Here is a 14,845-nt window from a genome sequence, read left to right as displayed (position 1 = left end):
AAAGGCTTCCCGGCTAAAGCCGGTCCTACTGACTGCACGCGGTGAGTAGGACCGGCTTTAGCCGGGAAGAGGGCGCTCAGCCCGCTGGAATTTCCGGCTCAGACCCTCATCGTGGGCGGCAACTCCATCAGCTTGTCCAGCGTGATCGGCAGGTCCCGAATCCGCTTACCCGTGGCATGTGAGACAGCATTCGCCACCGCTGCAGCCAGTCCGGTGATCCCGATCTCGCCAATCCCGCGAGCGCCGAACTCGTTGAGCTCGAAGTCCGGGTAGTCCAGCAGGATCACATCGATCTCCGGCTGGTCAGCGTGCACCGGCACCACGTATTCGGCGTAGTTGTTGTTCACCGGCATGCCGTTGCGCTCGTCGAAGTCGGTCGCCTCAAACAGCGCCATGCCGACGCCCATGACGATCGCCCCTTCAACCTGATTGAGCGCGGTTTTCTGGTTGATCACCTTGCCCACGTCGATGGCACTGACCACCCGCGAGACGCGCAGCCGTGAGATGCCCGGGTCCCAGCGCACTTCGACAAAATGCACGCCGAAGGAGCGGAACGAGTGCTTGCTGGTGTCGTTCATGCCGGTTTTCGCTTCACCGAAGGCGCTGCCCTGCTTCCGCGCCTTGAGCACATCGGCAATGGCAAAGGTCTTGTCGCCGCTTTTCAACTGACCCTGCTCGAAGCTCACTTGCTCGGCCTTGGCCCCGGCAAACACGCCCTTGGGTGCGGTCGCGAACGCCTTCAGCTGTTCGACGGCCTGGCGGGTGGCTTCGGCGATGGCCGGCAGCACGCTCGCCGTTGCCCATGAGCCGCCGGACACCGGCGCTGGCGGGAATGATGAATTGCCCAGCTCCACTTCGATCTTGTCCAGCGGAATGCCGGTGATGCTGCTGACCACTTGAGCAACGATGGTGTAGGTGCCGGTGCCGATGTCCTGCACACCGCAAATGGCCCAGGCCGTGCCGTCGGCGCGCAGCACGACTTGCGCTTCCGCCGGGGTGCGATAGGCGTCCCAGTTACAGGCGGCCATGCCATAACCGATGATCTCGGTGCCGTCCTTCATTGAGCCCGGCGTCGGGTTGCGTTTGCTCCAGCCAAAGCGTTCGGCGGCCTTGTCGATGCATTCCTGCAGATGATTGCTCGACCACGGCAGGTTCTGGCTTTCGTCGCGCTCGGAAACGTTGAGCTTGCGGAACTCAAGGGGGTCCATGCCCACTTTATCGGCCATCTCGTCCATGGCCGATTCCAGCGCGAACAGCCCCGGTGCTGCACCCGGCGCGCGCATGGAGGTGGGCGTGCCGCGATTGACCTCGATGATCTTGTGGGTGACCAGCACATTGGCGCAGCTATAAAGGCTCTTGGTCGAGGTGCCGCAGTTTTCCTTGTACGGGTCGGTAAAGGAGGTCGTGTTGATGGACTCGTGGCGCACCGACACCAGCTTGCCTTTGTCGTCGGTCGCCAGACGCAGGCGCTGCCGGGTTTCCGGGCGGTGGCCGGTGGTGGTGAACATCTGCTGGCGCGGCACGACCAGTTGCACCGGCCGATTGAGCACCTTGGCCGCGCCGCAGGCGGCGACTGAATGGGGCCAGATCCACAGCTTGCTGCCGAAGCCGGAGCCAATGAACGGCGCACGCACTTCAACCTTTTCCGGGATCAGGCCGAAGATTTTCGCCAGGGAATTGCGGTGAGCGACCACGCCTTGGCTGGCTTCGTAAACGATCAGGCGCCCGTCTTCCCAACTGGCAACGGTGGCGTGCATTTCCATCGGGTTGTGGGTTTCGACCGGCGTCGAGTAGGTGGCGTCGATGCTGTGGGCCGCGCTGTCGAACGCGGCGGCGGCATCACCCCGGGTGTGGTTCGGGCTGCCGTCCTGCAAGGCGCCGGCTTTCAGGCCCTGTTCGAGATTGGCCACTGCGTCGGTCTTGCTGTAGCTGACTTTGATCTTGTAGGCCGCGGCCCGCGCGTGTTCGAAGGTATCGGCCACCACCAGGGCGACGAACTGCCCGGCGTAATGCACGGTGTCGTCTTCGAACGGCAGACGGCTTTCGTCGGACTTGGCCGCCTTGAGGATCTGCGCGAAGGACATCGGCAGCGTCGAGTTGTGATAGAGCGGCGGGAAGTTGCCGTGGTGCAGAATTTCCAGCACGCCGGGGGACTTGCGCGCGTCGTCCAGCTTCAATTCGGTGATCTTGCCGCTGGCAACGGTGCTGAACACGCCGTAGCCGTAGGCCATATTTTTCAGGTGATGGTCGGACGCGTACATCGCGCTGCCGGTGACCTTACGCTGGCCATCAATGCGGCGGGGTGCCGAGCCAATCATTGCATCAGTCATGGTGAATCCTCCGGTCAGGCGTTCAAGGTGCCGAGGTTGCGCACGATGGCCTGCTGCCCCAATGCGATCTTGTAGGCGTTGTGACGATAGGCTTTGGCGCCCTTCAGGGCGATGGCAGCGACTTTGTCGAGGGTCTGCGGCGTCAACGTTTGGCCTTTGAGCGCCTGCTCGGCTTCAAGCGAGCGCCAGGGTTTGGTGCCGACACCGCCCAGCGCCACCCGCGCGTCACGCACAGTGTTGCCATCCATGACGACGATCACCGCGCTGGATGCCAGGGCGAACTGGTACGAGGCGCGATCTCGCAGCTTCAGGTAAGCAGACTTGTTGCCGGCCAGCGGCGCGGCGAGCACCACGTGGGTGATCAACTCATCGTCCAGCAGGGCGTGTTCTTTCCACGGCGTCGCACCGGGCAGCAGGTGGAAGTCAGCGAAGTCCACGCTGCGCTTGCCCTTCGGCCCTTGCACCTCGACGGTCGCGCCAATGGCGACCATCGCCACGCACATGTCCGAAGGATGGGTCGCGATGCACTGGTCGCTGGTGCCGAGCACCGCGTGAACACTGCGGTTGTGGCCGTCAATGGCCGCACAGCCCGAGCCCGGCTCGCGCTTGTTGCACGGTGAATAACCGTCGCGGAAATAGTTGCAGCGCACCCGTTGCATCACGTTGCCGGCGGTCGTGGCCTTGTTGCGCAGCTGAGTGGTGGCGCCGGACAGCAACGCCTGGGACAGCACGGCGTAGTGCTCGACGATGTGCGGGTGATGCGCCAGTTCGGTATTGCTGACCAGCGCGCCGATGCGCACGCTGCCGTCCTTCTGCACCTCGATCTGCTTGAGGGACAGGTGGTTGACGTCGATCACCTGATCCGCCGGCATGATGTCCAGCTTGACCAGATCGAGCAGCGTCGTGCCGCCGGCGAGGAAGAACGTGGTCGGGCTTTTCGCGTGGGTGGCCACCGCCTGTTCGACGCTGTTGGCGCGCACGTAATCAAAGGCTCTCATCAGCTCACCTCCTGGACGTTGATGCGCGCCGACTGGATCGCCGCGAGGATGTTCTTGTAGGCGCCGCAACGGCAGATGTTGCCGCTCATGGCTTCGCGCACGCTGTGGTCGTCGGCGCCGATGTTTTTGTCTTTCAACAACGCCGCCGCGCTCATGATCTGCCCGGAGGTGCAGTAGCCGCACTGGTAGGCGTCGTGTTCCCAGAAGGCTTCCTGCACCGGGTGCAGCTTGCCGTTCTGGGCCAGGCCTTCGATGGTGGTGATGTCATCGCCTTCGTGCATCGCCGCGAGGGACAGGCACGAATTGATCGCCACGCCGTTGACGTGAACGGTGCAAGCGCCGCACTGGCCGTGGTCGCAGCCTTTCTTGGTGCCAGTGAGTTGCAGGCGATCACGCAGCACATCAAGCAGCGCCGCGTTGGCCGGCAGGTTCAGGGTGTGGGCCTGGCCGTTGACCTTCAGGGTCATGCGCCGCTCGTCTGGCGCGGGCGGATCAATGTCATCAGCGACGGCGGCCTGGGCTGCCAGCGCCTGGGTCCAGATCGGCGCCGTCGCGGCAGCGAGGCTGGACACGCCGATGGACTTCAGGAAGTTGCGGCGGGACGGGACGGTAAAGGCCTTGAGGTCACAAGACAGTTCTTCTTTGTTGGGGCGATCAGGCTGATCGGTCATGAGCGGGTTCCTCGTCAGCGTTGGGTCAGACCTGGCGGCCGACGGTGGGCGGACGCACGGGCAGGGACGGCAGGTGGAACGGTATCCGGTATGGCTGGGGCCAATGGCAGTCTTCAAAAGACGGCAGTCTTCAACGATAACCAATGCGCAGGCACTGCATTCGGTTGAATCCGTGCATGCACTTGTGAGTCGTGCTCTCTAATTCGTGGCGCTTGTGTCAGCAGCGAGGGCTGGCGCCTTGTCGGGATCAGGAAAGCAGGCGGTGCTGGCCATGGCTCAAGGGTTGTGACCGAAGCACCGGGGGATGGTTGCGGAATATTTCTCGAGTGGAAAAATCACAGCATGTTACGAGTGCCCGGGGCGGCGAAACCGCACCCGGGTACCCCAGGCATCAGGCGGCCGACGCTTCTTCTTTCAGGGTCGCCATGTCGATGACGAAACGGTATTTCACGTCACCCTTGATCATGCGCTCGTAGGCCTCGTTGATGTCCTTCATGTGGATCATCTCGATGTCGGAGACGATGCCGTGCCTGGCACAGAAATCCAGCATCTCCTGGGTTTCCTGAATGCCGCCGATCAGCGAGCCGGCAATGCTGCGGCGCTTGAAGATCAGGTTGAACACGCCTGGCGACGGGTGCGGCTGATCCGGCGCGCCGACCAGGGTCATGGTGCCGTCGCGCTTGAGCAGGTTCAGGAACGGGTCAAGGTTGTGCGGTGCCGCCACGGTGTTGAGGATGAAGTCGAGCTGATTGGTCTGGGTCGCCATTTCATCGGCGTTTTTCGACACGATGACTTCATCGGCGCCCAGGCGCAGGCCGTCTTCGCGCTTGTTCGGCGAGGTGGTGAACAGCACCACGTGGGCGCCCATGGCGTGGGCGATCTTCACCGCCATGTGACCGAGACCGCCGAGCCCGACAACGCCGACCTTCTTGCCCGGGCCAACTTTCCAGTGGTGCAGCGGCGAGTAAGTGGTGATCCCGGCGCAGAGCAACGGCGCGACGGCGGCCAGGTTGTCGCTGTGGGAAATCTTCAGGACGAACTTCTCTTTCACGACGATCTTGTCGGAGTAGCCACCGAAGGTGTTCTCGCCGCCAAACACGGGGCCGTTGTAAGTGCCGGTGAAGCCGTTTTCGCAGTATTGCTCTTCGCCTTCCGCGCAGGACGCGCAGTGCTGGCAGCTGTCGACCATGCAGCCGACGCCAGCGAGATCGCCGACCTTGAAGTGGGTGACATTGGCGCCGACCGCAGTGACCTTGCCGACGATCTCGTGGCCCGGCACCGATGGATACAGCGTGTTGTTCCACTCGTTGCGCGCGGTGTGCAGGTCCGAGTGGCAGACGCCGCAGAACAGGATGTCGATCTGCACGTCATCGGCGCCCGGCTCGCGGCGTTCGATCTGCAACGGAGCCAGCTTGTCAGTGGGTTTTTGCGCGGCGTAGCTGTAAGTCTTGATCATGGGGTGATCATCTCCAGTGGGGCAAAAAGACGGGTAACAGCAATCAGTGACAGGCGAGGGCGCGCAAAGGTCAATGCCGAAACATGAAACCGTCACTGCCGGGCTGTTTGACGAGCTGTCTGAATAGAGTGCCGGGTTAAATCTTTCCGTTTGGAGGCCGCTATAGGGCTGTGCAGCGTGTGATTTCAATAAATGTCGTGGAATACGGTTTTTTCGTCGCGAATAGACCGCAAATCCGAATAAGCCGCTTGCAACCTTCTGTCACACCCCATGAAGATAGCTCAGTCCGACGCTGGCAATGGAGCGCCTATGAATTCCCCACTTTCCACCCTCTCCGGGTACACGCCGATTGCCGACGAGCGGATCTCCGCACCCGGCGATAACGGCCTGTCGGCCGTGGGGGGATTGACCGAGGAGAGTTCGCTGGACGCCCTACTGCGCGCCGCACGCGAGGCTGCACCGGAGTTGAGCTGGGCCGCTTACCGTGCCGGCCAGCAAATGCACCTGTTGGGGCAGGGCAGTTCCGCCACGGACTGGCCGACGTTGATACCCCGTGAAGAATTCGACGGCTACTGCCGCAAGCACCATTTGCAGCGTTGGGTGACCGGCCATGGCGAGTCCGCGCTGGGCTGGCTGTTGATGCCGGACGCGCACGCCGGCGATCCGTTTTTCGCCGAACTGGCCGGGCGTCTGGGCCTGCGCCTGCAGACCGATGCGCTGGCCCGGGCCCAGGCCACCCAGCGGGTGCTCTATGAAATCACCTACCTGGCCAGCTCGACCCGTGACCGTTCGGCGTTTCTGCAAGGCGTGCACAAGCAGCTCTCGACCCTGATCGACGCGGAAAACTTCTACCTGGCGCTGTACGAAAGCCACAGCGGCAAAATCACTTACCCCTATTACATCGACATCACCGACCTCGACGCTCTCGAGGCGGAAACCTACGAGTTTCTCGATCCCGAGCGGCTGTCCATGACCGGTTATGTGCTGACCACCGAGCAGGCGCTGTTCGTCGATGCCGCCGCCATCGAGCGGGCGCGGGTGCTGGATCGCTTCCACTGCGTGGGCCATCGCCCGGAATTCTGGATGGGCGCGCCGCTGAAAAACGCCTCCGACGACGTGTTCGGCATGCTGGCGATGCAGGTCTATGACGTCGCCCGGGTCTACAGCGTCGAGGATCAGGAGCTGTTTCTGGTGGTGGCCCGCCACGTGGCCATGGCCCTGGACCGCATTCTGCACCGCGCGCAACTGGAAGAGACCGTCGCCCGCCGCACCCTTGAGCTGTCCCGCCTGAACGACGCCCTGCGCAACGAGGTGGCCGATCGCGAACGCGCCGAGCACTTGCAGAGCGCGCTGTTCCAGATCACTGAGCTGTCCAGCCAACCCGGCGACATGACCGACCTGTTCAAAAGCCTGCACGGCATCGTCGGCGAACTGCTGTTTGCCCTGAACTTCTATATCGCACTGTTCGACGACGCCACCGGCGAGGTGACCTTCCCGTACTACGTGGACGAACGCCTGACCCGACGCCCCGACCCGCGCCGTGGCGAGCGTGGTTTTACCGAATACGTCATCCGCCAGCGCCGGCCGTGCCTGATCGACGGCCCTGAGGCGCGCTGGCTGGAAAGCATCGGCGAGATCACCCTGCAGAACGAGGTCAACCGTTCCAGTTCATGGCTGGGCATTCCGCTGTTCGACGGCGACGTGGTTCGGGGCGTGCTGGCAGTGCAGAGCTACACCTCCCATGTCAGCTACTCGTTGCGCGATCAGGAGCTGCTGACCTTCGTCTCCCGCCACATCGACACGGCACTGTCCCGGCGCAGCGCCGCCGAGGCCATTCACACCGCCAACCTGCGCCTGGAAGCGCGGGTTCAGGACCGCACCCGGGAGCTGGACTACGCCAACGCCAAGCTGCAACACGAAAACGCCCACGACGCGCTGACCGGACTGCCCAACCGCAGCCATTTGCAGCAGCGCCTGAGAGACGCGTGGGAGAAATTCTCCCAGAAGGGCGAAGAACTGGCGGTGATGTTCATCGACCTCGACCGCTTCAAGATGGTCAATGACAGCCTCGGCCATCACTCGGGCGATCTGCTGCTGATTCAGGCCGCCGACCGCTTGCGCCACTGCATGCGAGACAGCGACTTGCTCGCCCGGCTGGGCGGCGATGAATTCGCGGTGCTGGCTTACGCCGCGCCGCCTGACGTCACCGTGGCGATTGCCGAGCGCATTCTGCTGGCCTTCGACGTTCCGTTCTACATCGACGGCCACGCGGTGTTTTCATCCTGCAGCATCGGCGTGGTCGGCGCCGACCTGCAGTTTCACAGCGAGCCGGCGGATTTGCTTCGCGACGCCGATACGGCCATGTACCGGGTCAAGAACGCCGGGCGCGACAGCTACGCGGTGTTCAACCAGGAAGTGCGCCGCGAGGTGTCCGACCAGATGGAGCAGGAGACCGCGCTGCGCAACGCCCTCAAGCGCACCGACGAACTGCTGCCGTATTTTCAGCCCATCATCGACGTGGCCAGCGGCCGGATTCTCGCCCTCGAAGCCCTTATTCGCTGGCGTCAGGCCGATGGCCGTATCGTCGCGCCGGGTCAGTTTCTGCCGGCGCTGGAAGGTTTGCGCCTGATCGGCCGTCTGGACCTCTACATGCTGCAGCAGGTGGTGGCGATTCTTGCCCATCCCGACCATGCCCATTGGCCGACGGTGCACGTCAACTGCTCCAGCTACAGCATCACCCGCCCGGAGTTTTCCAGCGAAGTCCTCGGTTTGCTGAGCCAGCACGGGGTGGCGCCGTCGCGCATCTGCCTGGAACTCACCGAAGGCGCGCTGGTGGCCGAGCCCGAACTGGCGCGTCAAGCCATGAAGCACTTGGCGGACAACGGCGTCTCGGTGGTGCTTGATGACTTCGGCGCCGGGTTCTCGTCCCTCAGTTACGTGCACCAGTACCACTTCAGCGGGCTGAAAATCGACAAGTCCTTCACCCTGGAACTGACCACCAGCTCTCGCAGCCGGGCCATCGTTCGCGCCATCGTACGCATGGCCGAATCCCTGGGGCTGACGGTGGTGGCGGAGGGCGTGGAAGACGCCGCAACCCTGGACCTTCTGCGGGACATGGGCGCAGGTCAGGCTCAGGGTTACTACTTCTCGATGCCGGTGCCACAGGACAGGCTGGATTTGAGCGCGTTGCGGTAAACGGCGCGAATTAACGTCTCAGCATTTTCCTCAGTGCGCTCACGACATCCCTTTTGCACTGCTCCGTCAGGGCGCCGGGGTGGAAGTCGAACATGTGTGGCACGCCGGGGTAAACGTGCAGCTCGACTGGAACTCCGCTGCGAGAGAGCTTGCCGGCCCACGCCATGTCCTCATCCAGGAACAGGTCCAGCGCACCGACGGCGATAAAGCTCGGCGGCAGGTGACTCAGGTCATCAGCCAGCGAGGGGGAAAACAGCAGCGCGCGGTCATCGTCGCAGAGGTACTCGCCCCGGTAGCACTGCCAGCAGAATTGATTGGCCTCCCGGGACCAGCTGAACCTGCCCGCGCCAGGGTTTTGCACGGGAGCCCCAGGGCTGCCAGTGCGGTGGTCGAGCATCGGATACATGAGCACCGAGCCGGCGATGGAAATATCACTACGGTCACGGGCGAGCAGGGTCAGCGCCGCCGCCAGTCCGCCGCCCGCGCTGTGGCCCATGATCACGATGCGTTCGGGATTCACGCCCAGCGCAGCCTGCTGGTGGAGCAGCCACTGGAGGCTGCGATAGCAGTCTTCCAGCGGGGCAGGAAAGGGATGCTCGGGGGCGAGCCGGTAATCGACGGCGACGATCAGCGCGCCTGACTCACTGGCCAGATCCGCCAGGTAGTCGTCGGCCATTTCCGGGCACCCCAACACGAATCCCCCGCCGTGCACGTACAGAATCGCAGGGAGGTCATGGGCGTCGGCGCTGTGGTCAGGGCGGTAAAGGCACAGCCGCAGGTCGTTGCCGTTTGCAGGTTCACGGACCCAGTGCTGTTCGCCGCGAGCTAGGTCCGCGGGTTTGAACGCAGCGTGGATGCGTGTGCGAATGGCGGCGAGGTTGTCCCGGCTCCATTCGCTGGACACCTCGTCGCGGAAGAAACGGTACTCGGGATCCAGCAACTGATCGGGGTCCACACAAACCTCCTGAGCGAAGACGGGGGACCGGAAAGCCCCCGTTGTTCTGCGCTTACAGCCACGCCTTGATACGCGAGCACACCGCCGGGGTGGAAATTCCATAGCGGTCATGCAGCGTCGGCAGGGCGCCGGCGTCGAGGAAGGCGTCGGGCAGGGCGATCTGCCGGAACGTCGGGGTGACTCCGTTACGCAACAGCACCGTCGCCACCGCTTCACCCAGCCCGCCGATGATCGAATGGTTTTCCGCCGTCACCACCAACCGCCCGGGTTTTCGCGCTTCGGCGAGAAGGGTCTGCTCGTCCAGCGGCTTGATGGTCGGCACGTGCAGCACTGCTACGTCGATGCCATCGGCCTGCAACGCCTTCGCCGCTTCCAGCGCGCGCATGGTCATCAGCCCCGTGGAGATGATCAGCACATCGTTGCCGGTGCGCAGGGTCTTGGCCTTGCCGATCTCGAAGGTGTAGCCGTATTCGTCGAGCACCAGCGGCACGTTGCCGCGCAACAGGCGCATGTACACCGGGCCCTGATGCGCTGCGATGGCTGGCACCGCTTGTTCGATTTCCAGCGCGTCGCAGGGGTCGACGATCATCAGATTGGGCATGGCCCTGAAGATTGCCAGATCGTCGGTTGCCTGATGGCTCGGGCCGTACCCAGTGGTGAGGCCGGGCAATCCGCAGACGATTTTGACGTTGAGGTTTTCTTCGGCGATGGCCATGCAGATGAAGTCGTAGGCCCGCCTCGACGCGAATACCGCGTACGTGGTGGCGAAGGGCACGAAGCCTTCGCGGGCCATGCCGGCTGCAGCACTCATCAGCAACTGCTCGGCCATGCCCATCTGGTAGAAGCGCTCCGGGTGGGCCTTGGCGAAAATGTGCAGATCGGTGTATTTCGACAGGTCGGCGGAGAGCCCGACGATGTCTGCGCGTTGCTCGGCGAGGGCGGCCAATGCGTGGCCGAAGGGTGCCGGGCGCGTGGCCTGGCCTTCGGAGGCGATCGAGGCAATCATCGCCGACGTGGTCAGGCGTTTCTTGCCGGGCTCGTTGTGGGTCAGTGCGCTCATGCCGTTCTCCCGATTTGCAGGTTTTCCAGTGCCAGGTCCCATTCGTCTTCATCGACGCGAATGAAGTGGGTTTTCTCGCGCGTCTCCAGAAACTCCACGCCTTTGCCCATTTTGGTGTCGCAGATGATTACCCGCGGTTGCGCGCCGACATGGTTGCGTGCGGCATCGAAGGCGGTGACCAATGCCTCGATGTCATTGCCGTCCACGCGCTGGGTGAACCAGCCGAAGGCCTGCCAGCGGTCAACGATAGGTTCGAACGCCAGCACCTCGCTGGAATGGCCGTCGGCTTGCTGATTGTTGACGTCGATGATCGCGATGAGGTTGTCCAGCTTCCAGTGCGATGCGGACATCGCCGCTTCCCAGGTCGAGCCTTCGTTCAGTTCGCCGTCGGAAAGCAGGTTGTAGACGAAGGAGGCGGCCTGCTTGCGCTTGAGCCCCAGACACGCGCCGACGGCGATGCCCAGTCCGTGGCCCAGCGAGCCTCCGGTGATTTCCATGCCCGGCGTGTACGCCGCCATTCCCGACATGGGCAGGCGGCTATCGTCGGCGCCGTAGGTTTCCAGCTCGTCCACGGGGATGATCTCGGCCTCGATCAACGCGGCATACAGCGCGATGGCGTAGTGACCGATGGACAGGTAAAAGCGGTCGCGGCCTTCCCATTCCGGGTCCCGGGGCTGGTAGCGCAAGGCGTGGAAGTAAGACACGGCGAGCAGATCGGCCGCGCCCAATGCCTGCCCGACATAACCCTGGCCCTGAACCTGGCCCATGCGCAGGGCGTGGCGTCTGATATTGAAGGCGCGCTGGGCCAGCGACAGCACCGGTTGATGTGATGGACTGATGTTCATGTGAGTGGCTTCTCTTTGTTAGCGATTGACGGACGCGGCGGGGATGCGCAACACCAGCAGGGCGCCGATGCACAACACGCCGGTAATCAGGTACATGCCGATGGCGCTTGAGCCGGTGGAGGTGGTGATCCAGCCGATCAGGTACGGCGAGCAGAAGCCGGCGAGGTTGGCGAAGCTGTTGATCCCGGCGATTCCTGCGGCGGCGGAAACGCCGCCCAGCAGCGTGGTCGGCAGCATCCAGAACAGTGACGACGCCGAAAGCACCCCGGAGGCGGCGAGGCACAGGCTGAGCACCGACAGCAGCAGATTGCCGCCCAGCAACGCCGCCAGCGACAGGCCGATGGCGCCGGCGATCATCGGGGCCACCAGATGCCAGCGTCGCTCGCGGTGCTTGTCGCCGCTGCGGCCCATCAACAGCATGGCCGCGATGGCGCACATGTACGGCAAGCTGGTGAGCAGGCCGATGTGCAGCGGGTCGGCGACGCCGGCGTTGCGGATCAGCGTCGGCAGCCAGAAGGTGATCGCGTACTGACCCATGACCACGCAGAAATAGATGCACGCCAGCATCCACAGGCGCCGATCGCGAATGAATTCCCCGACTGACGCGTGGGTGACTTTCTGGCTGTTGTCCTCGGCCAGCTCCTTGTTGACCAGCTCCTTTTCCTCGTCGTTGAGCCAGGTGGCCTGGTGCACGCCGTCCTTGAGATAGCTCAGTACCAGCAGCCCGACGATGAGGGTGGGAATGGCCTCGATCACAAACATCCATTGCCAGCCGGCCCAGCCGTGCACGCCGGCGAAACGGGTCATGATCAGCCCGGACAGCGGCCCGCCGATCATTCCCGACAGCGGGATGGCGATGAACCACAGCACGGTCATTCGTGCGCGGCGATAGGACGGAAACCAGTAGGTCAGGTACAACAGCAGACCCGGCGCCAGGCCGGCTTCGGCGATGCCCAGCAGAAAGCGCAGGCCGTAGAACTGCCAGGCGGTTTCAACGAAGGCGAAGAGGGCGGAGATGATGCCCCAGGAAATCATGATGCGGGCAATCCAGCGGCGGGCGCCGACCCGGTGCAGGATCAGGTTGCTCGGCACTTCGCAGAGAAAGTAGCCGAGGAAGAACATGCCGGCGCCGAGGCCGTACACCGCTTCGCTCAGGGCCAGGTCGTTCATCATCTGCAGCTTGGCGAAGCCGACGTTGACCCGGTCCAGGTAGGCGCACAGATAGCACAGCATCAGGAATGGCATCAGCCGCCAGGCGGTTTTGCGGTAGGCGCTAGTGCGGACGGAAACGACCGCATCCAGGGAGAGGGTAGTCATGATGGTCTGATCTCTTGTTTTTATGGTCAGCTGCGGCTGAAACGTCGATTCAGAACAGCGCCGACGACCTCGGCCGGCGCAGAAAACATCAATGAATGAGCATGCCGCCGTTCACGTCCAGGGTAATGCCGGTCAGGTAGGACGACAGGTCGCTTGCCAGAAACAGCGCGGCGTTGGCGACATCCTGCGCCGCGCCCAGTCGGCCCAGCGGGATGCCGTCGATGATGGCGTGGCGGCGCTCGTCCTGCATCAGGCCGCCGGTGATGTCGGTGTGGATCAGGCCCGGCGCAATGGAGTTCACGCGCACGTTGTCCGGGCCCAGTTCCCGAGCCATGGCTTTGGCCAGGCCCAGTACGCCAGCCTTTGCTGCGCTGTAGTGAGGCCCGCCGAAAATGCCGCCGCCACGTTGTGCCGAGACCGACGACATGCAGACGATGCTGCCGGATTTTTGCTCGCGCATCAGCGGAATCACCGCCTGGGACATCAGCAAGGTACCGCGCAGGCTGACGTCGAGCACTTTGTCGTAGTCGCCGGGGCGAATATCGAGGGTCTTGAGGGGCTGGGTGATGCCGGCGTTGTTGATCAGTACGTCGATGCGGCCAAAGTGCTCGATGACCCGCGCGACGGCCTGTTTCACCTGCGCTTCGTCGGCGACATTGGCGGCAAGGCCCAGATGACCTTCGCCCAGTGAAGCGGCGGCGTCGCGGGCGGCGGATTCGTCGAGGTCGAGGATGACCACGCGGGCGCCGTGTTGGGCGAAGGTGGCAGCGGTGGCCCGGCCAATACCGCGAGCAGAGGCAGCGCCGGTGATGATTGCGATTTTGCCTTGAAGGAGCATGGGCGTGATCTCGTGTGATTATTGTTATGGGCTGGATCAGCGGGAAGCGAACTTTTTCGCTGTCCGACTTCTCTGGCCAGGTCAGCTTGTGCTCCGTGCCAGGGGTGAGCAATGACGCAAAAGTCATTGGATGCTGAAAAAAATTCAGCACTCGTCACGGCCTGTGCCGGGTGATTGAATGGCGGGTCTGGAGATAACAACAACAAACGTGGAGCCATGTCCCCATGAAGCGTATCGACGAAGCCCCGCCCAGCGTGCCACCGCTGAAAGCCATTCAGGCCTTTGAGCAGACCGCGCGCTTTGGCAACGTTGCACGGGCGGCGGAAGTGCTGGACCTGACGCCCTCGGCGGTCAGCCATCAACTCGCCAGGCTGGAAGCGATGATTGGCCGTCAGCTGTTCGTGCGCGCGGCGCGCGGCGTCACCCTGACCCCGGTGGGCGAGCAATACCTGAAGGATATTTCCGGGTTGTTGCACAGCCTGGCCATCGCCACAGAGCGGGCGGGCAGCGACGTCAGCCTCGACTGCCTACGGCTGCATTCCTCACCCAGCTTCGGGCTGCTTTGGTTGATGCCGCGACTGGAAGCCTTTCGCCTGAGCCACCCCGACATTCAGATCAATCTGTCGTGTTCCTACGAGTCGCTGCATTTCAGTCGCGACAAGATCGACGTCGACATTCGCCACGGCGAGCCCAACTGGCCGAGCTTCGAAGTGCGCACGGTGCGCAACGAAACCTTCGCCGTACTGGCTTCACCCAAGCTCATTGAAACGCGTCCGGTCGCTCAGGCCTCCGATCTGCTGGACCGCGATTTGATTCTCTCGGAAGCGACGCTGCTGCGCTGGCCGGCCTGGTTCGCCCAGCATGGTCTGGCGCGTCCGGAAAAACCCTATGCGCTGAGCTTCGATCGCTCTTACATGACGCTCGAGGCCGCCAGCCACGGTTTGGGTTTCGCGCTGGAAAGCACGCTGCTGGCACAGAAATACCTGGCGAGCGGGGCGTTGGTCGAGGTGGCGCCTGAAGCGCTGTCAGCGCCGGTCGCAGCTCATCATCTGGTATTCCCGAAAGCGCACTCCGGCTTTCCCAGGGTGCGGCGATTTCTGGAGTGGATGGAGAAGGAGTTGGGGCATGGGTTTGTGTTTTGAGAGGTCAACTGCTGACCGCAGCTACACGTCTGTAATGT

Annotated in this window: 11 protein-coding genes; 2 read left to right on the top strand and 9 right to left on the bottom strand. The window is 63.3% G+C overall.

The window, feature by feature from the left end; genetic code table 11:
* Positions 1–98 precede the first annotated feature (98 nt).
* The 4 genes from AC07VF_RS18185 to AC07VF_RS18170 form a co-directional block, all read right to left on the bottom strand.
* Positions 99–2,330, bottom strand: a complete 2,232-nt coding sequence (locus tag AC07VF_RS18185) for a xanthine dehydrogenase family protein molybdopterin-binding subunit (RefSeq protein WP_495007752.1) — start codon at positions 2,328–2,330, stop codon at positions 99–101.
* A gap of 14 nt (positions 2,331–2,344) precedes the next feature.
* Entirely contained in the window at positions 2,345–3,328 is a 984-nt protein-coding gene (locus tag AC07VF_RS18180) for an FAD binding domain-containing protein (RefSeq protein WP_495007753.1), read from the bottom strand.
* Positions 3,328–3,999 (bottom strand): (2Fe-2S)-binding protein, encoded by a 672-nt coding sequence (locus AC07VF_RS18175; protein WP_495007754.1) that lies wholly within the window; start codon positions 3,997–3,999, stop codon positions 3,328–3,330. The genes AC07VF_RS18180 and AC07VF_RS18175 overlap by 1 nt, the downstream gene beginning before the upstream one ends.
* 391 nt (positions 4,000–4,390) lie before the next feature.
* Positions 4,391–5,455 carry an NAD(P)-dependent alcohol dehydrogenase gene (locus tag AC07VF_RS18170; protein ID WP_074884816.1) on the bottom strand — a complete coding sequence of 355 codons (1,065 nt, stop codon included), beginning with the start codon at positions 5,453–5,455 and terminating at the stop codon, positions 4,391–4,393.
* A gap of 309 nt (positions 5,456–5,764) precedes the next feature.
* On the opposite strand from AC07VF_RS18170, the gene AC07VF_RS18165 reads away from it, so the two are divergent.
* Complete coding sequence (locus AC07VF_RS18165; protein WP_495007755.1) at positions 5,765–8,650, top strand: sensor domain-containing phosphodiesterase; 2,886 nt, start codon at positions 5,765–5,767, stop codon at positions 8,648–8,650.
* 10 nt (positions 8,651–8,660) lie between these two features.
* On the opposite strand, the gene AC07VF_RS18160 is transcribed toward AC07VF_RS18165, so the two are convergent.
* From AC07VF_RS18160 to AC07VF_RS18140, 5 genes are all read right to left on the bottom strand, one after another.
* Complete coding sequence (locus tag AC07VF_RS18160) at positions 8,661–9,605, bottom strand: alpha/beta hydrolase (protein ID WP_495007756.1); 945 nt, start codon at positions 9,603–9,605, stop codon at positions 8,661–8,663.
* 52 nt (positions 9,606–9,657) lie between these two features.
* Positions 9,658–10,665 carry a transketolase family protein gene (locus AC07VF_RS18155; RefSeq protein WP_423572981.1) on the bottom strand — a complete coding sequence of 336 codons (1,008 nt, stop codon included), beginning with the start codon at positions 10,663–10,665 and terminating at the stop codon, positions 9,658–9,660.
* The gene (locus AC07VF_RS18150) at positions 10,662–11,510 is read right to left on the bottom strand and encodes a transketolase (RefSeq protein WP_495007757.1); all 849 of its coding nucleotides are present in this window, start codon (positions 11,508–11,510) and stop codon (positions 10,662–10,664) included. Before AC07VF_RS18150 ends, AC07VF_RS18155 begins: the two co-directional genes overlap by 4 nt.
* An 18-nt stretch (positions 11,511–11,528) precedes the next feature.
* A complete protein-coding gene (locus AC07VF_RS18145; RefSeq protein ID WP_495007758.1) occupies positions 11,529–12,827 on the bottom strand; it encodes an MFS transporter in 1,299 nt (432 codons plus the stop codon).
* 88 nt (positions 12,828–12,915) lie between these two features.
* A complete protein-coding gene (locus AC07VF_RS18140; protein WP_192172162.1) occupies positions 12,916–13,665 on the bottom strand; it encodes an SDR family NAD(P)-dependent oxidoreductase in 750 nt (249 codons plus the stop codon).
* A 224-nt stretch (positions 13,666–13,889) separates the two neighbouring features.
* Between AC07VF_RS18140 and AC07VF_RS18135 the strand changes: the two genes are divergently transcribed.
* Positions 13,890–14,807, top strand: coding sequence for a LysR substrate-binding domain-containing protein (locus AC07VF_RS18135; RefSeq protein ID WP_192172161.1), 918 nt, complete (start codon positions 13,890–13,892; stop codon positions 14,805–14,807).
* Positions 14,808–14,845: the final 38 nt, after the last annotated feature.

The sequence above is a fragment of the Pseudomonas sp. GW821-FHT02H06 genome (genome assembly GCF_059421525.1).
This window is presented reverse-complemented; position numbering and strand designations above follow the sequence as displayed.

Excerpts from the sequence above, each read along its gene's own strand:
- AC07VF_RS18185 (WP_495007752.1), bottom strand. The coding sequence starts at position 2,330 with ATGACTGATGCAATGATTGGCTCGGCACCCCGCCGCATTGATGGCCAG.
- AC07VF_RS18180 (WP_495007753.1), bottom strand. The coding sequence starts at position 3,328 with ATGAGAGCCTTTGATTACGTGCGCGCCAACAGCGTCGAACAGGCGGTG.
- AC07VF_RS18175 (WP_495007754.1), bottom strand. The coding sequence starts at position 3,999 with ATGACCGATCAGCCTGATCGCCCCAACAAAGAAGAACTGTCTTGTGAC.
- AC07VF_RS18170 (WP_074884816.1), bottom strand. The coding sequence starts at position 5,455 with ATGATCAAGACTTACAGCTACGCCGCGCAAAAACCCACTGACAAGCTG.
- AC07VF_RS18165 (WP_495007755.1), top strand. The coding sequence starts at position 5,765 with ATGAATTCCCCACTTTCCACCCTCTCCGGGTACACGCCGATTGCCGAC.
- AC07VF_RS18155 (WP_423572981.1), bottom strand. The coding sequence starts at position 10,665 with ATGAGCGCACTGACCCACAACGAGCCCGGCAAGAAACGCCTGACCACG.
- AC07VF_RS18150 (WP_495007757.1), bottom strand. The coding sequence starts at position 11,510 with ATGAACATCAGTCCATCACATCAACCGGTGCTGTCGCTGGCCCAGCGC.
- AC07VF_RS18145 (WP_495007758.1), bottom strand. The coding sequence starts at position 12,827 with ATGACTACCCTCTCCCTGGATGCGGTCGTTTCCGTCCGCACTAGCGCC.
- AC07VF_RS18140 (WP_192172162.1), bottom strand. The coding sequence starts at position 13,665 with ATGCTCCTTCAAGGCAAAATCGCAATCATCACCGGCGCTGCCTCTGCT.
- AC07VF_RS18135 (WP_192172161.1), top strand. The coding sequence starts at position 13,890 with ATGAAGCGTATCGACGAAGCCCCGCCCAGCGTGCCACCGCTGAAAGCC.